We start from the raw sequence: 23443 nt of genomic DNA, 5'->3' as shown, positions 1-23443 counted from the left end.
GCCAAAGTCAGGAATACTAAATTCAAAAACTATTTCATTTTATCTAGAGGAAAATCTAGCTGAATGGTTAGTACTATAAATATTCCTAATACAATCAGCCATGCTACCAGTGGTTTTTTATAATGAATAGGAAATATAACAAACATCGCAATAACAAATGGAACCGAATGCCACATACTCCAGCCATTATGATGAGAAATTATGCCAATGTGTAGGTTGATATATTCGATTGCAACGTATAGCGTAACCCAAAGTATGAAATGAAATATCCTTACACTCCATTTATTTGTTCCAAAGAAATACTTTAGATAAATCAAAATAGTTACAGGATACCAAATAAACATTATCGTTAGTGAAATAGTTGTATGGTTAAAGAAGAACAACGGATATATACTTTCTTTAAAGTTCCAAAATGGATGATTATAGGTTAAAAAATTATTTATCATGTCATTTATGATAAAGAAGAGGATGGTTGAATAATACTTTTCCCAATTCCTCCAATCTCCCCATCGCCAACCAGCTAATAAAAATAAAAAGTTATAAATGAAATGCATAATGTAATCATTCCTAATGAAGTATACAGACTACCTATATGTTTTACATTTATAGTAAATATATTCTCTTTTACATTTCCGAAAAAAATATCTTACAAAAAGAAATGTAAGACACTCCATTTATTACAACTAACTAAACATATATACTTTTTTTCAGTTAAGATAAGGAGGAAAAGTAACATGAATATAAGTCAAATGAAAATTGATTTATTTAGAATGGTTAATAATCTAGGTAAGGATCTAACGTATCTTAATCCTAATATGCTTTTCATTGCTGAATATATGGTATTTTAGCCCTAGCTGTCATCATTTTTTGGTTTACAAGAAGCAAAAATAATCGAATGATGATTATTTACGGTTCAATTACTTTTGTATTAGCTGAAATAATTGGAAAACTTGCTGGAATAGTATATTCAAATAATCAACCCTTGGATAAATTATCTAATGTTGTTAATCATCTAATAGGTCACGCAGTAGATAATTCTTTTTATTTTGTACGATTTTCTTTCTTTTTAAAACAAGATCAAGAATACTATGGATTATATTAGCGATTCTCTTAGGTCTTTCACGTATTTGGGCAGGTGTTCATTATCCGGCTGATGTCATTGATGGAGCAGCTATAAGCATTTTATTCGCACTCCAATTTACAAAGTCGTATCCAAGTTAAACTTTCTGGGTAATCTGATAATTATTTATAAAAGAGGAGACAAATAATCCTAAATAAAACTAAGACGAGAGAAAATTGATTCTATCCTTTCTTATTGCCTATGCATGAGTTTCTTTTAACAGTTACATAACGACCGACTGACTATTTCTATACAAATAAATCCCTCCTATGCCTTTATAAGATTTGTGGAGCTCTTAATTTACCCAAAATAATACTTTCTACCGAATAATTTGTTTTGCCTAACTGAAGCACCAATTAGTAAAACTACTTATTTTGAATTATAAAACTTGTTTCGATTTCTAATTCGAATATCATTATAATTACAACTACTTATAATTTGGGAGAAAATATATTACTCTTTGCTTATCTTCTCTTTTTCAATGGAATGACCCTTTTATAACCAGTCTGCATTAGAACGTTGTGATAAAATTTATATAATGTAAATTTTTTCCTCCAAAAAATAAAAAGACAGTAATCTATTTAGATTAGCATCTTCTCAATATTAACTATTTAGCTTATTATCATATTTTCTTAAATTTGTCTCTCAATCGTTTCATCTCTAAAAATCAGGTTTTCAATCATTGCGATGTCTAGTTCTCGCGCCACTTCCGTAATCTTTCTCCCATCTTTAAGACCATTCTTACTGCATAAAACTTCAGTTCTTTATCATACTGTTACCACTTTGGACATTTCCAGAAATTATGTATAAAAAATTTCATTCTCTGTGTCCAACTATTAGACTAGCATCAAAGAAACCTTTCCTTGCAAGACTTCCCGAGGGGCAGAGTTACTTTGCCACATACTTCCTTCAGATTTCACCTCACAGTGGAACCCTCCTCTCTGTCTAACGGGGCTTACTACCAAGCCCATAAGAGACCTCCACTCCCTAGACATAACACATGCAGAACAAAAAATAGCATACCAAAACTTATGTGATTTGGTATGCTAAATATTATTTTATTTTTTGTCTCTCCATTGTAAGTGAATTACTTAGTTTCTTACAGACTTTTTCAATCCCATTGAAAGAAGTTTTTATTTGGTTTTGTATCAGTTTCTCTAAGCGTTTTTACTTATTGCTTATACAACAACACTAACAACCAGTACTAATTTTACTTAAAAGCATCTTGAGTAGTTGGATTATTACTCAAAATATTATTCTTATACAATAAATAATACGTTGCTGCAGACCAACTGAAGTTTTTCGTACTAATACCTTTCCCATTTAGAGGATTATAATTTTCATGAATTGGAGCATTACCCATTAAACCTTCTGCATGGTAAAAAAGTTTTTTAGTTTCTTCAATTGCTTCTATATCAAAACCGTAATTTTGTAATGCTTCTATTCCAAACAACGCTTGATCTAACCAAACTGGACCACGCCAATAGTCACTTGGACTGAATTTTTCGTTATCCTTTGATGCGGTTGGAAAAGGCATATACGTATTAAATTTATCTTTATCCATTATATTGTCTTTTACAGTTTCTGCTTGCTCGTCTGTAGCTAAGTTTGCCCAAAGTGGAAGCCATCCTTCAGTTCCCTTACCTCTGTTAACTAATAATTTTGTTTCAGACCCATCATCATTAATTTGTAAATCGTAAAAGTATCCTGATTCTTTGTCATACATGTTTTCCTGTATATACATCTTCAGTTTGCTTGCATCTTTACTTAATGTTTTCTCGTCTTCATTCCTATCAAGTTCAGCTGCCATCAGTTTCAAAAAGCCTTTTTCAGCATACAGATAGGAGTTCAAATCAACAGACTCTTGATTGATTGAATAACCCACTACTTCTCCATCTCTTTTATTTTCAAACACTTTTACACCTACATCATCTTCACCGATACCTTCTTTATCAAAACGAGTAGCATTGTCCATACCGCTTTCCCAAGCAGCAGCTTCAATTATGGCCTCATCATTAAGTTCAGGTTGTCCTTTTTTATCCTTTATAACTTTACCGTCTTCATCCGTTTTCCAATTGGCCTCACTTACCATGCTTCCATATTCAGCAACACCATTATTGTCGTGATCACGGTTTGTATACCACCAATTATGGTAATCCATTAATTTAGGATACATTTCTTCTAAAAATTCTTTATCATTCGTTTCCTCATAAATATTCCAAACCGCCCAAGCTGACAATGGTGGTTTAGAATTTCTTTCATTCCAGTTGCCACCTTCTCCTCCACGCGAACTATTCTGGTTATAGAATATAGCATCAATAATTGCGCCTTTATCTTGTGGACGAACGTTATCATCAGACTTAATCTGGTAATCGAACAAAGCACGTACATTGTTCTTTGCTAAATCAGGATTAAATTCTGCTAAAGCAACGTCTGCTTTCCAAGAATCCCAACTCCACATACCCATAAACCATTTATAAGACATCGAAGGAACAATTCCATCATGCTTGATGGCTCCAGCAGGACTTTGCCAGTTAGTCATTAAGGTTTCAATTGATTTTACTACCGCATTCTGATATTGCGGAAAATCTCTTACTTTTTCTCCAGTAAAGGTTTTATCTAGGTATCCTTGCCATCTCTGCTTATTGTCTTTAAAATGACTCTCTGGTTCACCCATATAATCAGATGATTTTTCTTGCTCTTGAGAAAACTCATCTTCTGTAAAAGTGTAGGATTCCGTTGTATAGGTTTCAAATGTTTCACCCGGATCTAAACTTACAGAATCCTCAAGTGAAGAGATATAATCCAATCCGTTTATTTCCGTATTGATCTTTTTATCGTGAGAAATATAATACTTCACTTCATCAGTAGCGAAATAGTTCCACTGTTCTCGAACGTTGCTAAAATTAACTTGTATTGCGTTTCCATCTTTTTGTAAACTTGTTCCGATATCAAGTGTATTATTCCCATCAATAACGCTATTGAATACTGAACCTCTCCAAGAAATATCTAATTCCAAAGATTCTTCGTCAGTGTTCACCATATTTGTACGTATTAATGCAGTACGATTACTAACAAAAATCAATGTAATGTCTAATGTGAGATCACCTAACTCATATTTTTGTTCTAATCTACCTGGATAGGAAGACAAATCGATATACTTACTTTTACTTAAATCATACTGTTCATTTGTTTCTTTATTTGTAATTTGAATACGATTAATGGAATCAGAGAGGTTAACTGGGTATTCTTCACTAACAATTAATGGTCCAGCAAAACCACCTAATAATTTTTTATTATCTTTAGCAGGCTGATAGTAACCATGCCAAGCACCAAGATCAGAAAAATGATTAAACTTATTTGTTTCATATACCCCATGAGCTTCTTCTGTAGGATTCGCTGATAAATCCAATATGTTTGCAAATCGATCAACGTTTATACGGGCTATATCAGAGTTAGTTCCCGTATCCCCCTCTGAACTAACGTTTGCCTCGTTACTTGTACTGTTCTTTTCGTTTTCACAACCTAAAACAATAAAAGGAATTACCAAGATACATAGGCTAACAACGAAGCTTCTTTTCCATCCCCTTTTTTTCATAAAAATCCTCCTTTTATATTATGTTTAGGTTCCTCATTTCAGCTATGGTAGCGATATATCGGGTTGTACAGCAGGCTAATGGAGTAGCCATTGCATTTATTGCTCAACAGTATCACTATCCGAACTCTGCCAAGATAATACCACTGAAGGTTATTATTCCTATGTCTGCATGCTCGTCAACACGTCTGTTATACTCAAGCGTCACCTGAAAAGATAGATTGTTAAAACCATTGCCGTAAGGGCAAGTTAAACGCGGACTAACATTTAAGAAGAAAGGAGATTCCCCCCTTTCTTCTTTAGTTATTTCAGCGACAGTTCAAATTCCAACGTGAAATCTCGAAATTTACAGCGGTATTTATCTAATTGGTCTTGTCCACATGAGTTACTGCCAAGGCCATTTTGTTGTTGATCGATGTGAAGTATAATATAGTCCCGTTCCTGCAGATCAACCGTGTGCTTTGCTTTCTCTAAATCGGCATCTTCATAACGTAAGGCGCTGAAGTTAATCCTTTTATCTGCCTTACAATGAAGTGATATACTATCATTACCTAAGCAGACCCAGTCACAGTCCATATGGTTGCCATTGGCCTGTGGTTTCACATAGTTGACAAACAAATCATCTATATGTTTATGAAAAACTCCTGGATAGGCTGACTGACAGGAATCCGTATAATTTTCGTGTGGTCCAAGCCCCCGCCATGAGGCCTTATCTAATGATCTGTTTACTCTCATTTGCACACCAATCCTTGGCAACATTGGCGGTGCATTGTCTTTACGACCGGAAGCAATGCCTTCTAGCGCAACCTGTATTTTGCCATCCGCAAAGACCTTATACGTGTATGTTAAATCATAGTACCATGAATTGTTCGTGGTTCCGTAAAGTGAACGCATCCGCCACTCAAAATGGTCCTTTTTTAGCTCATATTGCACATCGCGTACCATGTCATGACCAAGATGCAGGAAATAGTCATTTCGATAATCTTCCAAAATATACATATCATTATCAATAGGTGCTCGCCAAAGATTGAAAGCAGGCCCTTGTTCGATTATTCGATGACCATTATATGTTGAATCCAATATTTGCCCAAGCACTTTATCAAACGTTACCTTGAATTTTTCTCCTGAAACCGTAACTAGCCCATTCTCTTCGACGTACGTTATATTACCGGAATCAGCCCCCTTATAATTAATGGTAGGTATAGCTTCATCATACACAAAAACACTTCTTGTAACTTCAAAGCCTGCTTTTGCCCAGTTTGTTGCGCGCTTCAGTGTATAGGTGAAATGCACCGTATATCGTATTTCTGGTTTGGTTTGTTTCGCATTAGGATAAGAAATAACGATATTGGCAGCATTTCCAGGCTGTATATCTGGAATGACCTGTTCTTTTTCCGCAACTAGCTTATCATCTTCATAAAATTGACAGGTCAATTGATAGTCGTCCAGTGAATTAAAATCCAACCGGTTTACTAATTCATAGATGCCGGCACGAATGTCAAAGGCTCTCGTTTCAACCGGTTCAATAACCTTTTTGTATTCCTTCAAGCTAGTGGAAGGAGTCCGGTCTGGCATTAATAAGCCATCTATACAAAAGTTTCCGTTGTTTGGTTCATCACCAAAGTCCCCGCCATACTTATAATACGTTCTTCCATCGTCACTATAGGACTCAATACCATGGTCAAACCATTCCCAAATAAAGCCGCCCTGCATATGGTCATATTTGTAAAAAATATCCTGATATTCTTTTAAATTCCCTGGTCCGTTTCCCATGGCATGTCCATACTCGCACAATATATGTGGTTTGGTTGTGCTACTAGCAATCTGGTCCATTGTCTGTTTGCTGTCGTGCTCAAGCCAGGTGTACATGGTAGAGTACACATCCGTTACCTCGGCCTCAAAGTCACCTTCATAATGTACTAACCTTGTCGGGTCTGTTGCTTTTGCATATTCCGCCATTTTCCGGAAGTTATGCCCAAAAGCAGATTCATTTCCTAGTGACCACATAATGATGGATGGGTGGTTTTTATCCCTCATAAGCGTTCGTTTTAAACGGTTAACAAAAGCCTCTTCCCAATCCAGGTTATCGGCAAGCCATTTGTAATCCTCTGTTAATTCGAAGCCATGGCATTCTAGATCGGCTTCATCGATGACATATAAACCGTATTGATCACACAACTCATATAGACATGGGGCATTTGGATAATGTGCAGTCCGTACTGCATTAATGTTATGCTTCTTCATTAAGGTAATATCTGCTTCTACATCTTCTTTTGTTGTTACACGACCTTTTAACGGGTGATAATCATGCCGGTTGACGCCTTTCAGATTGATCGCAACACCATTTACCAGAAAAGTATTTCCTTTCACTTCCACTTGTCTGAATCCTACTTGCTGATGGATTGTTTCCACCATTTCCTTGCCGCTATAAACAGTCATTGCGAGTGTATATAAATAAGGATCTTCTGATGACCACTTGATGGGATTATTTACTTTTTTTACAAGACTTTCACGGCTGTCCTGTTCTTCTTGAAAAATAGTATTTCCGTCGTTATCCTCTAATTGATAATGAATGTTCTGCCCTTTATATTCAACTGTTGGATGAACAATTAAGGTGGCATGATGATAGTCATCGTCAAAAACTGTTTTTACCGTAAAATCATATAAACCGACAACGGGTCTAGCAAAAAGCTCCACATCCCGAAAGATGCCGCTTAACCACCACATGTCCTGATCTTCGAGATATGTTCCATCAGACCATTGAAAAACCCTTACTGTTAACATGTTTTTGCCAGTAATCAATTGATCAGATAGATCAAATTCACTCTGTATTCTGGCACCTTTGCTGTAACCTATAAAAGTATCATTCAAATAGACTTCAAACGCAGAATCAACACCCTGGAACCTTAAAATATATTGAAAATCGGTCTTTATTTCATCTATATCAAAAGTTGTCCGATAAATACCTGTGGGGTTTTCAACAGGCACATACGGTGGTATGATCGGGAAATTATACCATAGATCAGAGTAATGCATGTTTCCATATCCCTGTCTTTGCCAATTCCCAGGAACTTCAATCGTATCCCAACTAGTATAATCATAACTAGTTTTATAAAAATCTTGCGGGCTGTATTCCGGTGCATCTAAAAATAAAAACGACCACCTGCCATTCAACTTTTGATAAAAATGTGTATGTCCCAGTTCACCAGTTTTCGCATCTATTTCTGAAGGGAAACTGGTAAAATGCGCCCTTGGCTCCATTCTGTTAATACTGTCTGTATGGTTGTCTTCCCATAGTTTTTTATTAACCAATTCAAACACCACCTAATTATTTTTTTGCTTGGTTTCATATTTTTTGTAGAAAATAAGGGCAATTCCAATGAAAACAATAATACCAAGTATGTTATAAAGCAGCTTAAATAAGGGATTTACTGATCCTTCAGCATATGTTCCAGTTTGGAAATAGTCTATTAAAGCCCACGGAGATGGGAAGGTTGACGTTAGAAATGCAAATGTAAAGAGTGCCAATAATAGTATTCCAATGAATATTCCTGTGTTTCTGCTCCCCATCCTAAAGGAGCGTGATATATTATCCTTTTTAACGCGTAATACGATATACGAGATAAGTAGAAACAGTACAGGAATTAGTGAAGTTGCAGCTGTCATATTAATTAAAGTTGCTAATAATGTATCAATTGCCCCAATTCCGATTGCAGGTATAATCATTAAACCGGTTACAACGATTCCTTGGATTATTAAGGCATTTGTCGGATTACCTTCTTCGTTCGTTTTGGAAATCCATTTTCCAAAAATACCCTTTGGAATTTCAGAGAATAAAATTTTAACAGGTGCAGCCATCCAGATAATAAGAGAACCTAATGCACTAAGCAGCATAATTAACCCTACAAATCTTGTTGTTATACCATTTCCAACGCCGAAGTGACTTCCCAATATAGTAAAAGCGTCAAATAATGCGGTAGAATAATTGTCCTGAAGTTGTCCAGCCGGCATAATTAAGCCAACTGATACTGCGCCCAGTGCATATATCACACCGATGGATATGGCAGAAATGGCAAGTGTTTTTACAAAGGATTTATTACCTCCTTTAATATCTTTTACATAGACACCAACTGCCTCTGCACCGCCAACAGCTTGTAGAATCCAGGCCAATGTCATAAAATAGGTCCAATTCGTAGTTGGCATTACTGTTTCAGTACTGAATTCCTGTGCAGAAGGAACACCTATCCAAAAGATTACTGCTAGTGTCAGAACGATAAAGCCTATACCCATTAATATTCTGGCGAAACCGGATACATCTGTGATTTTAGTGATCCAGGATATCCCTTTGATAGAAACAAATGTAGCCAGCCAAAAAACCAAAATGGATAGTATTGAAATGGTAAGTGTTGCGTGAATACCTTCAAAGACATTATGACCCGTGAATGTAAACGAAGCATAGATAAGTGTTTGAGGTAATAGTGCAACAAAATAAAATAAGTTTACAAAAAAGTATGACCAAGAACCCAAGAACGCCCATTTCTCTCCAAGTGCTGTTCTTATCCAGCTATATACACCTGATTCTGAATCTTCATTTGCAGAGGAAAATTCTCCAATCATTAAAGCAAAAGGTAGAAAGTAGAATATTGTTGCGAAAAGAAAGGTAGGTACAGCAGCCATTCCTATACTAGCGGTTGCATTTATGATGTTATTAAATGCAAACACAGCTGTAAAAGTCATCAACAAAAATGAAATGGAAGTAATTCTTCTTCGGTCTTGTTTCATGTTTATTCCCTCCTTAAAAATAAAGGTTGTTGTTGCGCTGCCAACCGTTTACTGATACCATTAGAAAACGCAACCATCAGTGGTTACGCTTTCAGTATATATATATAAATTAATTTCAGAAATAGCTAAAAGTTGCTAATGATTAGCATTATGTTGCAAATGGGGGTTTTTATATGTTTGATTCAATAGGTACATATTTAAAAGATACCAAACTGAGCGATGAATTCGATATTTTCGAATGTGGATATGAGGATGTACAACCTAGAGATCCTTACCAATATGAGCCTATCGATTACTACTTGATTCACTATATATTAAAAGGTGAAGGTCTTTTTTTTATCAATGATGAGATACATCACCTTAAAAACGGAGAAGGTTTTTTAATCCCCCCAAATACAAAGAATAATTACTATCCTTTAGTGGGTAACCCATGGAGCTACAGATGGATAGGATTTAAAGGGGGTTTATGTAAGGAGTTTTTTCAAAAGTGCGGGCTTTTGACATCTACAAAAGCAGGGACGGAAAACTTCACATACAGATACGATGATAAAGATAAGATGGATAGCCTTTTTGCTAATGTTTATTATTATTCTATTAATAATAAACACTTAGCTGCACTTGGTGAGTCGTATCACATATTAGAATTATTAATTGACAAGCATCAAGAAGATTTACGTCAAGGTATGTCAAATTCAGAAAGATATGTACAGTGTGCATTAAAATATATTGAAAAAAATTATTCCAGTTCAGATCTAACAGTGGAAAGAGTTGCGAAAGTTGTTCAATTGCAACGATCATACTTATTCAGATTATTTAAAAGGCATCTGAATTTAAGTCCAAAAACGTATATCATACAGACACGACTGAATAAATCAACAGAGTTATTACGAAAAGGAAGCAATACGATTGAAGAAATTGCCTATCTTGTTGGTTTTACCAATCCACACCACTTTTCAAGACAATTTTCGAAATATAAGGGAATGTCCCCTGCAAAATATCGTTCACAATTTATTTCTCGTTAGAATCACTTTGATTGTTAGGTTCCTATTATAAGGATAAAGGAGCGTCATGGATAGACTTATGGCTTGGGAAATAAATGCTTACCGTTTCGCTATCACGATAATCCATTTCAAAGAGGCTACATGTCAACCATAATTGCAATGATTAAAAACTAGAAGAATTCTGTATTGAAATTCTAATAGGGAGTTGAAATTGTAACTATTAAAAATGAAGAGGAGCTAGACCAAGCTTTTTTTAATGTTTCAATTCATCTACGAATAGTTGTATTATAAGTTGATAGTTTGAACAAAATTCCCTCTTTGTATATCTTCATTGTTGTAAGCAATTTGACAAAAAATCCCCCCATAAGGCAAAACAGTTTTTTAATTTCTAGCCTGTCTACCTTATGGGGGGGCATATCATTTTTCCATAAATCGCAGTACTTTTTAGTTTTGTATTCTATCAAGTGAGTAGAACCGTACACATTCTTACTTACATAGTTAATAGCACACTCCTAATTATACAAAAACATGAATTAAAGATCGCTCAACTTTTTATAAATTTCTAACAACCTAAGCCTCTCTTCGTCTGTTAACTTTTCAAACAAATTTTTACGGAGTATTTGTCCTTCTTGATCGGCTCTTTTAAGTATCTCAGTACCTTTGTCCGTAATGTCTAAGTAGATAATGCGCCGATCAGATTCATCAATAATTCGAATAATTAATTCCCTTTGTACTAGTTTTTCTGATAAATGCGTTAAAGAGGGTGGAGTCAATCCTAAAGCTTTTGCAATATCCGATGGACGGCTTCTCCCCTTTGCCTTCAAATGGCCAAGTATGAGGATATGTGAAACACCCAGATCTTCTTCAAATAGTTTATTCCATTGAATAATTAACTTATTTGTTACCTTATCCATCGAATGAATAATGTCAAAAATTGTTTGTTCTTCCATGTAATTAAATCCTTCTTTCTAAGAAGTAGAGTCCCCTTTATTAAAAATGACACTTTTAGTTTAGCATATTATTGGGCAGAAAACCCACCATCAATAACTAATTCTGCACCTGTAATATATGAGGAATCATCTGATGCTAAGAACAATGCCGCATTTGCTATATCCTCTGGCTGTCCTAAACGTTGTAAAGGCGTTGCTTGGATTAATTGTCCGACTAACTCTTTTGATGTGCTTAATCCTTTTGTCATTGGTGTTTCAATAATACCGGGGAAGAGAGCGTTAACACGGACGCAACTTTTACCAAATGTCGTAGCAGCAGCTTTTGAAAGTGCACGAACAGCACCTTTAGATGCAGAGTAATGATTAAACCCTTGTCCAATCTGAGCTGTATAAGAAGAAATATTTACGATGGAACCTTTCTTCTCCTTTGCCATATAAGATGCAACGTGCTTAATACCTGCAAAAGAACCAAAACCATTAATAGAAAGCATTTTTTGCCAATCGTCTAGATTAATGTCAGCATATGGTTTTTCAGAAGAAATACCGGCATTATTAACTAGTACATCAATCTTTCCAAAACGTTGATAAACCTCTTTGGCCAAGGCAGCCCAATCTTCATCCGAAGCGACGTTTAATTTCATTCCAATTACATTTTCCTTTTGGTTTACTTTTTCTAAAGCTTCTTTATTTATATCAGCGGCAATTACAGTGGCCCCTTCCTTACTGAAAAGGTCAACCATTTGCTCTCCAATCCCGGATGCTCCACCAGTTACAATTGCTATCTTTTTATCTAACCTTCCTATTTTCACTCTACCACCTTAATATATTTTAATTGATCCACCATCAACCATGATGGTTTGTCCAGTAATATAATCGGAATCGTCGCTTGCTAAAAATACAGCAGTTCTGCCAATATCCTGTTCAGGATCACCCAAGCGTCTCAATGGAATATTGTTAATCATTTGCTCATATAATTCTGATGCGCTTTGCCTCCATTGTTTTACTCCCTCTGTAAGTGCAATAGGTGCGATAATATTGACGTTAATACCTTCTGGCCCCCACTCATTAGCTGCAACACGTGTAATTCCACGAATCGCTTCTTTTGCTGCAGCATATGACGCTTGTGTAGGCTGACCTGAAATACCAGCTCCTGAAGCAAAGTTAATAACCTTCCCTTTAGACTTCTTGAGTTCTGGATAAGCAGCTTTCATGAAATAGAATGTTGGATAAAACCCTGTGTTAAAGGACAAATCAAACAATTCCATCGTTGTTTCCTTAAAAAGTGCTTGTTTGGAAGCATGGGCATTATTCACAAGAATATCAAGCTTACCAAACTTACCTACCACTTCAGAAATAATTTCCTCAATATATTCCTTTTTGGAAATATCCTTAATAAATAGCATGCCCTCTGTGTATTGGTTAATCTCTTGTAAAGTAGATTTAGCTTTTTCTTCATTTATATCAACAATTGCAATATTGGCGCCTTCTTTCGCCATCGCAAGTGCAATCCCACGACCAATACCAGAACCACTTCCTGTTACAATTCCTACTTTTCCTTTTAATCTCATTAAAATCATCCTTCACTTATTTGGAATAGAAAGGGTTATATTGGAGATTACCTCCATAATCCCTCTTGGACCATTTTCTCTTTATTATGAAATGCTAAAATAACAAATAGAATATTGAGTACAAACATCCCAATAATTATATAAAAGGCTGGTACATAGCTTCCTGAAAAATCAAATATATATCCATATGCAGGGAGGGCAATAACTGAAGCGACTGCTAATCCTAAAGAAACCGTAGAGTAAATTTGACTATAATCACGACTTCCAAACATTGCTGTCGTCAAAGCAGGTGCTATCGTCCCAATGGAAGATGTCATACACCCAAATAACACTAGTGCAACAATAATCAATGTAACTACATCTACAAACAAAAGTAACATGGTTATTGATAATAAACCAATCAACATTGCCAATAAAGAAGTGATTTTAACTCCAATACGATCCGTTAAGTACCCAAAGAGTAATGAACCAATAAAAACCCCTAGTGCTGTTGCTGCCATTGCATTCCCAGTAAATTTCACATCATATCCTTGATTTGCTAAATAAGTTGGTATATGGATAGTAAAACTTGAAACCGCAGTAATGATAAAGAAAAATAGTGCCAAAAGCAAAAATGCTAATGACTTTTTGGCATCTTTGAATGTGATACCCGAATTAGTAGATGCCCCATTTGATTCTTCTCCCTCGGCTACACTTTCAGCCCCGTATTGAACTAATCCTTTATCCTTAGGGCTATTTCTAATAAGAAATAAAACGGTTGGTATAACAATAATAATAACAGCAATACCTATTGCATAATAAGATGTTCTCCAACCCAGATTAGTAATTAAATTTCCAACTATCGGTTGTGTGAATACCCCTAGTACTCCACCAAATGCTGACAAGATACCAAGCGCAATCCCATTACGCTTTTTGAACCAAGTATTGATTACAACTGGTCCTGCAATAACTGTAATGAATACTCCTCCGATCGCTAGTGGGATTGAGAAGATATACCATCCCCAAACAGAGTTCATTAATCCAAACATGGAGAAAGCCCCTGCTTGTAAAAGAATCGCAACGATTAATACCGTTCGTACATCATACTTTGCCAGAATCCTTCCACCAATTGGCAAAAATACCATCGTTACAATTGATGAGATACTTAAATATAATGTTAAATTCCCTACACCTATGTCTAGGTCTTTAGATACTGGTGTGATGAATAGTCCAGCAGTATTATTTAAACCTGCCTTCCCCAAACCAACGATAATACATAGTCCCACTAATACGAACCATGCAAAATGAATTTTGCTTTTAATTTGACTCATTTGTTAATATTCCCCTTATATATTTTTAAATTACGCCATTCATGTATGGGGGTATGCTTTATATTGCTACCGTTAAACATTATTTATCTTGGCTATTTATAAAGGCATTGGAGTCCGCAATAGTTGGATTAGCGATATAGTGACCACCTTCCACTTCGATGGTTTGACCTGTAATATATTTTGACTCATCTGAAGCAAGGAATAATACGGTATATCCAATATCATCTGGTTCCCCATTGTATGGGAGTGCATTATACTTTTTAAAGATATCCAATACAGCTTCCGACATATTACTTTCAGCTGCAGGCGTTAAAATTAATCCTGGTGCAACTGCATTGCAGCGAATATAGTCTTTTCCATATTGAGTAGCAATATACTTTGTTAAATTTACAACAGCAGCCTTGGAAGCTCCATAAGCTGTACGAATAGCATCGGATGCAACTCCCCCCATAGATGCCGTATTGATGATTGAACCACCACCAGCTTCAACCATGTGCGGGATTGCATATCTGCTGCCAAGAAGAACACTCTTCGCATTAACATTCATAATCCGATCCCATTCACCTAGATCGATGTTTACTACGTCTAAATCTTTGTTAATATTCGTTACTCCAACATTATTGAATAGTACATTAAGTTTTCCAAACGTCTCTACTGTATAATCAACCGCTTCTTTAATGGACTCAGCATTTGAAGCGTCGAGGAATTTTGCTGTAGCTACCCCACCTCGACTTACGATGGACTTTGCTACTTTCTCTGCTCCCTCGATATTAAAATCACCTATGACAACTTTTGCCCCTTCATTTGCCAGAAGATGAGCTGTTGATAAAGCAATTCCAGATGCTCCACCTGTTACTAATGCAACTTTATTTTGTATTCTTCCCATAAATTATTCTCCTTTCTTAGTCATTTAGTAAGCGGAAAATATTAATGAACTACTCACATCTATATTTAGACGTCTAAATATTCAGCGTCTAAATATTAGCATAAGATACTTTATGATTCAATCAAAAAATCTACAAAGTCGTTAATTATTGTGTAAACGTCGCATAACAAGCTATATAACGGCAAGAACAACCTCCTCGTATCAATTCTGAATATAAAGGATTTTATATTGCCAAATTTACTTTACCGTTAAAGGTTTGTAATTTCCTGGTAAGCGTTGGGATGAAATAGCCGACCGGTTCCAACCATTAATTGTTACGATAATAGTAACAAGATTAATATATTGCTTTTCATTAAAATGAAGGCTCCCTCTTTTCATAAAGATCGTCTGGTATACCATTTACTGATATCGTTGTAACAGCTTCTGTTAATTCAAGCGCTGCCTTTTCAGACTCGGAATAGAAATGAGATTCACGTCAACCAGGTAAACAGTAAATTCTTTGTCCCGTTTCCCCATGTACTCGGGCATCCTTTGTGTGTATATCCAAGTCAACGCAGTACCATTTATTTGAGATGCCCGAATTTTTATTAATTCGATTAATTCATTCTCAAACCCGTTGTATTCCTGTACTTCTCCAATTGAATCATTAATCTGAGAACCTCTGAATCGTTTTCATGTAGTTAAAACGCTGCTTCATGGTTCAACTCCTCCTTTTATTGCACTTTGTATGGATCTAAGTATAATCATGCATGGTAAAAAGGCAAGATAATCTAAGTTCTTAAACCAAAATCTTCATGAAATAATATAGAGCGCATATCCATACTCCGGATAGCGCCCTGTAACTTTGCTAACGTAATTGATTTTATTTCTCGAGATAATAACTATATAGGTTACCAATCACATCTTTATTTACTTCTAGCTTATAGTGAACAGCCAATACATCATATAATTTTTCGGCTAACTTTAAGGCATTTTTATACGCATCTGTTAACTCATTTTCTTTTAATGCTGACGTAATCGAAACATAGTCATTGTACGATTCAATGCTTATATCTTCTTCTAAATTTTTCGTACTATTGAACCAACGCCCCACCGTTTGTTCTTTGACCCTTATTAGCCGTAAGATAAATTTTTGTACATGGGTGAGAACCTCTAGAGAGCGTGCTAGCTCCCCCCGTTTCATAATGTTTACCCCCATCAACCAAGCATTCACAAAATTATTATAGGCGAAGTTTACATTCTCATCTGTCATTCGCTTTGGGCCATCCCCACCTAAAGCGTCGAGTAAAACCTTTAATTTTTTTGTCGAATCGTAAATATACATAGCATCCGTATTTGGAAAAACACCCGTCGGTTTAAAACTTTTTATGATTCCTATTTCTGATTCAGGTAGAAAGTGAAATTCTCCACGAATCATATTTGTAAAAATCACTACCTCCGTTCCATACTCATTATAGAAGATCAAGTCAAATGGATAGACTTCAGAAATCCATTGTCTTGGGCTGAAATCGTCCATCTTATCATTTTCAATGAATATATAAAACTCAACATCAGAATACTGGTCTCCTTCACCTTTTGTAAAAGATCCATACATCATACCAGCTGAAACGGAATCATCTTGAATACATTTCTCTCTCACACGTTGAATCATTTTATTTTGAATTAACATGTTTTCATCTCCTTATCTAATTAAATTTCATTTTTAGATAAGGGGTTTATCAGTTACTGGACAGCATGAGCAACACATGTATTATGCTCCTTCCATGACTTTATCAATATGAATATAACATACTATATTACGGAGTTGTGATTATCATTCACTCTCTCTGCAATGAATGTAACTAACGTTTAATTCTTGAATGGCTGTACAAAAAGACCGTCTTTATGGAGCCATTCGGCAATAAAAACATCTTTATAGTCAGTAATATTCTGGGAATTCAGCTGTGATATTAACCACGATTCATCATAGCCCAGATCATTTATTTCATCCCATAAAACATTACCGTCCCTTATTATGGTGACAGGGACGGAGACTACTTTTGAAGGCATATTGAAATCTTCCTGAGCCGTTTTTTGATACTTTGATTTTTTTAAAATACTAATTGATCCGTTTGCTTCTAAATAGCAATAAGCAACCTCACGTATTGAAAAGGTTTCGCTTTGTCGGAGAAGACTTTGCAGCTGATTTAAGTTTATCCTGTTTTTCCTTAATGCTTCTCGATCTACAACGCCATTTTTAATTAGTGCAGAGGGTTTCCCTTCTACCATACCCCTGAAGGATAGGAGTTTTTGGCTTAGATACTCCACCAAGAAAAGTAAACCTCCCCAGATGATCAAAGAATACACGATATAAAAAACACCTATTTTATTATCGTATAATGCATTTCCAAGTAATTCTCCTAATACAATAGCCGCGATAAAAGTAAAAGGAGATATTTGATCAATGATCTTTTTCCCTACAAATTTAACGATGATAAATAAAACAAAAAAACCGACGATAAGTTCGATAGTTAAGTGCAATAATGTCATTTTTTAGTAAACTCCGATATCTTTAAAAGTCTTTTATAACTGTATTCATGAAATAGTATCCCAACTTATCTAAGAAGTATTTACAAGAGAGCAGCTAAATAGCTTTTGCAAAAAAACCCTTCATCAATTGATCTTCTTTTTATCTAACAAGAATAGGTACAATTAATCTGGGTAAAAATAAGGGAGCAATTAAAAATTCTAAATGAGGTGATTAGTATGAAGGAAAAGAAATTACCAGTTGCCATTTTCACAGCACTTCTTTCTACTGGTTTGTTGTTTGGATGTGGGACAACAAATGATGAGCAGGAACCAGATCCGAGCGAAGAGCCTACGGAACAACAGCAGGATCAAGGAAACGAATTAGAAGAGGAACAAAACCAATAAGAACCAGGATGATTACCTCTCCATGTTTCTAAATAATATCAAAACATGGATACATCTTTATGAAAAAGCTATTACAAATTAAGCCTAATTTCTCGCATGGAGAAATTAGGCTTTATATTCTTTTTACTTTGATAAATCAAGCTACAAGGGTAAATCAAGAAGCCTTTCTTTTAAACGAATACCTTCTCATTGAGAGTCCAAGCATGATGTTCATGTCTCATTCTTTTGGTAAATCGTACTTCCTTCTTTAATGGTCTCTAGTACGTTAATCTTATTAATCTCCTCTTTATTCGCGGTAAGTGGGTTCTGGTCTAATATTACTAAATCGGCGTATTTCCCAATGGCAATACTTCCTTTAGTATTCTCCTCAAAATATTGATACGCCGCATTGATGGTAACAGCTTGTAATGCTTCGTACACAGTAACACATTCCTGCTCACCGATGGTACTTCCACTTCTTGTTTTACGATTCACAGCACACCATATGGCATGAAGCATGTCAGGTTTAACTACAGGAGAGTCCTGGTGAAAATTCACAGCCAATCCTTTATCAAAAGCTGTTTTTGCTGGACTAATCCTGCTGCCTCGCTCTGCTCCTAAGTTTTTAAGATGTACATCTCCCCAATAGTAGGTGTGCACATTGAAAATCGATGGAATCATATCCAATTTCAGCATTTCATCTAATTGATCATCACGTACAGTTTGACAATGAATCATCACTGGGCGCAGCTTATGTTTATTCGGATTAGTTGAGACCTGCAAAGCATTCGCATAGCTTCGTAGTAATTGATCTGATGCGGCATCGCCATTACAGTGTGTCAGTAGTTGAACATCATCATTTATTGCAGTTAAAGCGAATTGCCGCACTTCTTCATCCTGATACCATGCGTATCCTTTGTAATCTGTTTCCCCTTCATATGGTTCAGTTAACCAAGCTGTTTTTCCTTGTGGAGAACCGTCTAAGAAAAGCTTATACCCCCCTAGTTTAAAACGATTGCTGTATTTTTTAGCGTATCTTTTATATTGTTCCAGCAATTCTGTCGGTGTTTCCATTACTAATGGATAGGCAACGACATCTATCATGAGTGCATTCTCATCTGCTAAGGTATGAAAAAGCTGCATGATTTCTTTACTTGTCGCCCCGTCCTGGCATGTCGTAATCCCATTTTTGATATACATCTCTTGTCCTTGCTGCATCATGGCTGCAAAATTTGTCCCCATGTCACCCGTTAACTTTTCTCGCATAGCCATCATACTCGCCTCTTCTAAATACCCATTAGGCTCTAGTGTTCCTTGTACTCTACCAATTGTGCCGCCTTCATGATCTTTGGTATTTTCATCAATGCCAGCAATTTGTAAGGCCAAGTCATTGACGCAGCCCATATGCCCAGATGTATGCATAACGATAACTATTCTATCCATTGACACTTGATTAAGAACTTCCTTGGTTGGATGCTCCGCTTCTTGTAATACATTATGGTCGTAACCAAAACCGATCACTGGATCGGAATCTTTTAATTGCTTCTCTTTTATATACGCCTTCAATTGGTCCACAATCTCATTGAAATTATCACATTCACTTAAATCACACAAAGCTGCAACAGGACCAACCATCGAAATATGGCTATGGGGATCAATGAAGGAAGGTAATAGTGTATTTCCTTCTAGATTATGTTTTTCGATGTTGTCATCTTGGAATAGTGGTTCCAATTTGGATAACGATCCTAAGTCTTGAATGACACCATCCTCCACCAATACAGCTTCTACTGGTTCCTTGTCTTTTTCCATCGTGATAATTTCTCCACCATAATATAGCTTTTTCATTGCAATTCATCCTTTCCAACTACCAATTAAAAGACACTGCATTCATCGAAATTATATGTAAGCATACAATAATGGAGATGAAAACAGTGTTTATTTTTATTGAATCATATTCTATAACAAAATGATATCGAAGCTAAAGCATCTATTGGACTATTTCTACATGCTGCTAGTTATACATATCTTCTTTATTCCAAATGGAAGGCTGCTACAAAACAATTTTACGTGTTTTATTGTTTCAGAAAGGGAATTGAATTAATGAGCAGCCCCTTTCCCAACAATATCCATTCTCTCTATCCCCCAACCTGTAATGGATTAGAGTGGATTACTACTTAAAGGGTATTTAATAGAGGTGCCCTTTAAGAGCTGCTCATCAATTATAAAGTTACTTTCTAATATTTTATTTCGTTTGATTGCTGTTTTGTATATATAAATAAACTCCATAATCTGTGGGTACAGAAGCATAGCCCATTTGCCTTAACATAGCTGTAATATTACCTCGATGATAAGTTCCGTGATTCACCACATGAGGTACTAATTCGGATACGCTTGTGTTCATTAGCTCGCCAGAGGGATGTTCAATCACAAGCTGCTTATCTATATTTTCTTTTTGGCTAAGGAATGTTTTGTATCAATCAGATAAATCCAAAAACAGCTTCTCCATGTCCGCTAACCCTGTTTCCTCTGTTTCTTCTTTTAATTGTTCAGCTATCCTTAATGCATAGTTCATACTTCTACCAGAAAAAACTCCTAACCAGCCAAGATCGGAAAGATAAACATGTGCCAGTACTTTCGATATCGATGAAAACACACTTTGAACTTCTTGATGATAAATATCTTCCGGAAGTTCGTTTAGTCGACTAAAAATTTGTTTGTTTGCCCATTCGTTAAAATCATAAAACTGTAATGCAAAATGTGTCAACTTGTTCCCCCTTCTCTGTTTAATGGCTGCTGTACCACCGTAATAAAAATCAGGCTAGGAATAGAGAATCTTCTTTTCTCCAGATTAAATTTTGACGAATCGGATTTTTTCTCCATTTTTTACACAATCAACAAGGGGAACATACCCTTCTATTATCTCGCCAATGACATTAACCCTTCCATCTTTTGGATAATGTTGACGCATGATTTGTATCTCTCCTGAATAACGTTTATACGCCTCATTATCTATTGTGACTTTTCCTCTTGTTCTTTCCGTACAATGTTGTACGTTAATCGTTTTCCCTTGAGATGCATACCCTCGCGATTCTTGCAATCGCATTAAACCGCTTGGTGAGTCAATCCGAATGGTATACACGTGATCGTATAAGTAGTCAAAATCAGATTCAAACCTTACAGGAAGTGAGATAATCTTGCTTGATCGATAGTCTTCAATCAGCTTTAGCTGCTCGGAAGAAATGGTTACATCCCCAATAAACACTTGATAAACAGAATGATTCTTGATTAAATCTAAATAAGCAACATAAGGTGGCAACTCTCGATGGGTCTCTATTGTTGGTAGACCTTCATAAATCGGACCACGTAATATTTCATCCCCTGGAATAAATGCCACCAGTTGTGCAGACCCATTTTGCTTAATTGTTTGATTAATAGTTTCGAAAAGCTTCCAGTCTAATCCTGTTTCTGGTCTTGGATAGAAATTATGCATGGCATATAACTTGTGACCTTCTAAAACAAATGGTGCATCTAAATTTAAGGTGGATGCATTAAAAGCGATTGGAATTTGCTTGGCAGTCCGCGTTATTTCTTGTTCATCAAAGCCATAATCTAGACGCAGTACGGAAACATGCATATCTTCTGCAAAACGAATAAGATCGTGTTGAGCAAAAATTTCTAATGTTTTCGGTGATACATCTGCAATGATTTGAAAACCATGTTGATGAAGCCATTTGCACATGTCCTTTGCCTTAGTCACATAACTATCGTTTACCTCTTCTGAAATATGAAATGAAGTAAAAATGGAACTGTTTTTTCCTTTTAGCTTTTCTAACATCGGAATTTGTAATTCAAAAGTAGACACATATACAGAGATCCCTAGTGGTTTAGGCATTTGCAACATCTTCTTTTTTAATGAATAGGCGCGTAATAATAAAGCCTCCAATATACGCGATAAAAATACCGATAACATAATGAATCATTTTATCTGCTTGCATCAATGGAACAGCTACTAATCCAGATGGTCCCCAAGCATTCGCCATGACCTGCATCATCATAACATATGCTCCACCAAAACCTGCGCCTAAGCCCGCAGTAATAAAAGGCTTTCCTAGCGGTAAGGTAACCCCATATATCAAAGGCTCACCGATACCAAGAATCCCGGCTGGCAGCGCACCTGCTATAATTTGCTTCATGCGGTGATTACCTACTTTTTTACATATTAGATAAATGGCGATGGACGCACCAACTTGTCCAGCTCCTGCCATGGCTAGTACCGGGAACAGTGAAACGCCTCCAAGTACATCTAGTTGAATAGCGTAAATCGGAATCAAACCATGATGCAGACCTAGTAATACCATTGGTAAAAATACAGCAGATAGAATATAACCCGATATAATACTAACGATTGTGTTATCAGAACCAATAATTATACTTAATCCACTAACAAGCCAATCAGAGAATATTCCAGATATCGGCATAATAATAAATACAAAGAGAGCTACTGTGATCAGTAATGTTGCTACTGGTGTCACGATTAAATCTAATACGTCTGGAACTCGTTTACGTATCATTTTTTCTAACTTAGCTAAAATAAACACTCCAAAAATAACACCAATAATACCACCTTTTCCTGTCGTTAAGATGGAATTTAACGGCTCATCCGCATCATAAAGCCCAAAAAGCTGCGAAAGTTCAACTAGTGGTGAAGCAATAGAAATGGCTCCAATCATACCACCAAGCGCTTCAGTGGCTCCAAATCGTTTTGCCGCATTAATACCTGTAAAAATAGAGAAATATCCTAGAAACCCTGTTCCGATTAGAGAAAACAGTAATCGTGTTGCTTCCCAAAAATCGCCTGTCAGCGTTCCTTCCCCTTGCAGCGTTCCGATCAAGCTGCTGAATCCATTGAAAATACCGGCTGCAATAATGGCAGGAATCATTGGAATAAAGATACCACCAATTGTTTCAAGTGCGGATTTTAATTTACCTTTCTTCTGCTTCTGTTTGATAGAAGCTTTATTTTCCTGCCAATCCTCCGTAACTGTTTGATTTCCTGTCATTTCAGTCTGACTATCTTCAGAGGATACATTGTACCTTTCCAACAGTAAATCTGTTAGCTTTTTTGCTTTCCCTGGACCAACGATGATTTGAAGTGTTTCAGCTTGTACAACCCCCATCACATCATTTAACTCCTTTAATCCTTTTACATCCACACTACTCTCATCCTTGATACGAATACGCATCCGAGTCATACAGTTGGTTGCTGATTGGATGTTATTCTTTCCACCAATCAGCTCGACAATTTCATCTATGAATTTCTCTTTTTCATTCGCCATAAT

General features: G+C 36.0%; 17 protein-coding genes and 1 pseudogene. 3 read left to right on the top strand and 15 right to left on the bottom strand.

Going from position 1 to position 23443, the window contains the following annotated elements:
• Nucleotides 1-29: 29 nt before the first annotated feature.
• A complete protein-coding gene (locus tag JKP73_RS14365) occupies nt 30-554 on the bottom strand; it encodes a CBO0543 family protein (RefSeq protein WP_200411482.1) in 525 nt (174 codons plus the stop codon).
• A 499-nt stretch (nt 555-1053) separates the two neighbouring features.
• On the opposite strand from JKP73_RS14365, the gene JKP73_RS23540 reads away from it, so the two are divergent.
• Entirely contained in the window at nt 1054-1221 is a 168-nt protein-coding gene (locus JKP73_RS23540; RefSeq protein ID WP_308436506.1) for a phosphatase PAP2 family protein, read from the top strand.
• Between the two features lie 1109 nt (nt 1222-2330).
• Here JKP73_RS23540 and ygjK read toward each other — a convergent pair.
• The 3 genes from ygjK to JKP73_RS14345 all read right to left on the bottom strand — a co-directional run bounded on the left by ygjK (nt 2331) and on the right by JKP73_RS14345 (nt 9497).
• The gene (gene ygjK, locus JKP73_RS14355; RefSeq protein ID WP_200411481.1) at nt 2331-4718 is read right to left on the bottom strand and encodes an alpha-glucosidase; all 2388 of its coding nucleotides are present in this window, start codon (nt 4716-4718) and stop codon (nt 2331-2333) included.
• 300 nt (nt 4719-5018) lie between these two features.
• On the bottom strand, nt 5019-8027 hold the full coding sequence (gene ebgA / locus JKP73_RS14350; RefSeq protein ID WP_200411480.1) for a beta-galactosidase subunit alpha: 3009 nt from the start codon (nt 8025-8027) through the stop codon (nt 5019-5021).
• Between the two features lie 12 nt (nt 8028-8039).
• A complete protein-coding gene (locus JKP73_RS14345; RefSeq protein WP_021292473.1) occupies nt 8040-9497 on the bottom strand; it encodes an amino acid permease in 1458 nt (485 codons plus the stop codon).
• A gap of 173 nt (nt 9498-9670) precedes the next feature.
• On the opposite strand from JKP73_RS14345, the gene JKP73_RS14340 reads away from it, so the two are divergent.
• Nucleotides 9671-10519 carry an AraC family transcriptional regulator gene (locus tag JKP73_RS14340; RefSeq protein WP_021292474.1) on the top strand — a complete coding sequence of 283 codons (849 nt, stop codon included), beginning with the start codon at nt 9671-9673 and terminating at the stop codon, nt 10517-10519.
• Between the two features lie 512 nt (nt 10520-11031).
• Here JKP73_RS14340 and JKP73_RS14335 read toward each other — a convergent pair.
• From JKP73_RS14335 to JKP73_RS14305, 7 genes are all read right to left on the bottom strand, one after another.
• Nucleotides 11032-11448: a MarR family winged helix-turn-helix transcriptional regulator gene (locus JKP73_RS14335; RefSeq protein WP_021292475.1), complete on the bottom strand. Its 417-nt coding sequence runs from the start codon at nt 11446-11448 to the stop codon at nt 11032-11034.
• A gap of 68 nt (nt 11449-11516) precedes the next feature.
• Complete coding sequence (locus JKP73_RS14330; RefSeq protein ID WP_200411538.1) at nt 11517-12251, bottom strand: SDR family NAD(P)-dependent oxidoreductase; 735 nt, start codon at nt 12249-12251, stop codon at nt 11517-11519.
• Between the two features lie 15 nt (nt 12252-12266).
• Entirely contained in the window at nt 12267-13016 is a 750-nt protein-coding gene (locus JKP73_RS14325) for an SDR family NAD(P)-dependent oxidoreductase (RefSeq protein WP_021292477.1), read from the bottom strand.
• A 47-nt stretch (nt 13017-13063) separates the two neighbouring features.
• Entirely contained in the window at nt 13064-14326 is a 1263-nt protein-coding gene (locus JKP73_RS14320; RefSeq protein ID WP_021292478.1) for an MFS transporter, read from the bottom strand.
• Between the two features lie 79 nt (nt 14327-14405).
• Nucleotides 14406-15212, bottom strand: a complete 807-nt coding sequence (locus JKP73_RS14315; RefSeq protein WP_200411479.1) for an SDR family NAD(P)-dependent oxidoreductase — start codon at nt 15210-15212, stop codon at nt 14406-14408.
• A gap of 862 nt (nt 15213-16074) precedes the next feature.
• The gene (locus JKP73_RS14310) at nt 16075-16881 is read right to left on the bottom strand and encodes a nucleotidyltransferase (protein ID WP_200411478.1); all 807 of its coding nucleotides are present in this window, start codon (nt 16879-16881) and stop codon (nt 16075-16077) included.
• 179 nt (nt 16882-17060) lie between these two features.
• Nucleotides 17061-17741, bottom strand: coding sequence for a YetF domain-containing protein (locus tag JKP73_RS14305; protein WP_021292481.1), 681 nt, complete (start codon nt 17739-17741; stop codon nt 17061-17063).
• A 216-nt stretch (nt 17742-17957) separates the two neighbouring features.
• Between JKP73_RS14305 and JKP73_RS14300 the strand changes: the two genes are divergently transcribed.
• Nucleotides 17958-18125, top strand: a complete 168-nt coding sequence (locus JKP73_RS14300; protein ID WP_021292482.1) for a hypothetical protein — start codon at nt 17958-17960, stop codon at nt 18123-18125.
• Between the two features lie 210 nt (nt 18126-18335).
• Here the strand turns inward: JKP73_RS14300 and JKP73_RS14295 are convergent, their stop codons facing one another.
• The 4 genes and pseudogenes from JKP73_RS14295 to JKP73_RS14280 all read right to left on the bottom strand — a co-directional run bounded on the left by JKP73_RS14295 (nt 18336) and on the right by JKP73_RS14280 (nt 23440).
• The gene (locus JKP73_RS14295; RefSeq protein WP_200411477.1) at nt 18336-19949 is read right to left on the bottom strand and encodes an amidohydrolase; all 1614 of its coding nucleotides are present in this window, start codon (nt 19947-19949) and stop codon (nt 18336-18338) included.
• Nucleotides 19950-20346: 397 nt separating this feature from the next.
• Nucleotides 20347-20868 (bottom strand): annotated as a pseudogene (locus JKP73_RS14290) (DinB family protein).
• A gap of 84 nt (nt 20869-20952) precedes the next feature.
• Complete coding sequence (locus JKP73_RS14285; RefSeq protein WP_038246334.1) at nt 20953-21996, bottom strand: MupG family TIM beta-alpha barrel fold protein; 1044 nt, start codon at nt 21994-21996, stop codon at nt 20953-20955.
• Entirely contained in the window at nt 21989-23440 is a 1452-nt protein-coding gene (locus tag JKP73_RS14280; RefSeq protein WP_200411476.1) for a PTS transporter subunit EIIC, read from the bottom strand. Before JKP73_RS14280 ends, JKP73_RS14285 begins: the two co-directional genes overlap by 8 nt.
• Nucleotides 23441-23443 lie beyond the last annotated feature (3 nt).

It is taken from the genome of Virgibacillus salexigens, from assembly GCF_014905415.1.
Lineage (GTDB): Bacteria > Bacillota > Bacilli > Bacillales > Amphibacillaceae > Virgibacillus > Virgibacillus salexigens.
The sequence above is the reverse complement of the archived record's forward strand: the minus strand, read 5'-3'. Positions and strand labels throughout refer to the sequence as shown.

Bases quoted from the DNA above. Each gene is read 5' to 3' on its own strand.
- JKP73_RS14365 (WP_200411482.1), bottom strand. From the start codon at position 554: ATGCATTTCATTTATAACTTTTTATTTTTATTAGCTGGTTGGCGATGG.
- ygjK (WP_200411481.1), bottom strand. From the start codon at position 4,718: ATGAAAAAAAGGGGATGGAAAAGAAGCTTCGTTGTTAGCCTATGTATC.
- JKP73_RS14345 (WP_021292473.1), bottom strand. From the start codon at position 9,497: ATGAAACAAGACCGAAGAAGAATTACTTCCATTTCATTTTTGTTGATG.
- JKP73_RS14340 (WP_021292474.1), top strand. From the start codon at position 9,671: ATGTTTGATTCAATAGGTACATATTTAAAAGATACCAAACTGAGCGAT.
- JKP73_RS14335 (WP_021292475.1), bottom strand. From the start codon at position 11,448: ATGGAAGAACAAACAATTTTTGACATTATTCATTCGATGGATAAGGTA.
- JKP73_RS14325 (WP_021292477.1), bottom strand. From the start codon at position 13,016: ATGAGATTAAAAGGAAAAGTAGGAATTGTAACAGGAAGTGGTTCTGGT.
- JKP73_RS14320 (WP_021292478.1), bottom strand. From the start codon at position 14,326: ATGAGTCAAATTAAAAGCAAAATTCATTTTGCATGGTTCGTATTAGTG.
- JKP73_RS14315 (WP_200411479.1), bottom strand. From the start codon at position 15,212: ATGGGAAGAATACAAAATAAAGTTGCATTAGTAACAGGTGGAGCATCT.
- JKP73_RS14310 (WP_200411478.1), bottom strand. From the start codon at position 16,881: ATGTTAATTCAAAATAAAATGATTCAACGTGTGAGAGAGAAATGTATT.
- JKP73_RS14305 (WP_021292481.1), bottom strand. From the start codon at position 17,741: ATGACATTATTGCACTTAACTATCGAACTTATCGTCGGTTTTTTTGTT.
- JKP73_RS14300 (WP_021292482.1), top strand. From the start codon at position 17,958: ATGAAGGAAAAGAAATTACCAGTTGCCATTTTCACAGCACTTCTTTCT.
- JKP73_RS14295 (WP_200411477.1), bottom strand. From the start codon at position 19,949: ATGAAAAAGCTATATTATGGTGGAGAAATTATCACGATGGAAAAAGAC.
- JKP73_RS14285 (WP_038246334.1), bottom strand. From the start codon at position 21,996: ATGCCTAAACCACTAGGGATCTCTGTATATGTGTCTACTTTTGAATTA.
- JKP73_RS14280 (WP_200411476.1), bottom strand. From the start codon at position 23,440: ATGGCGAATGAAAAAGAGAAATTCATAGATGAAATTGTCGAGCTGATT.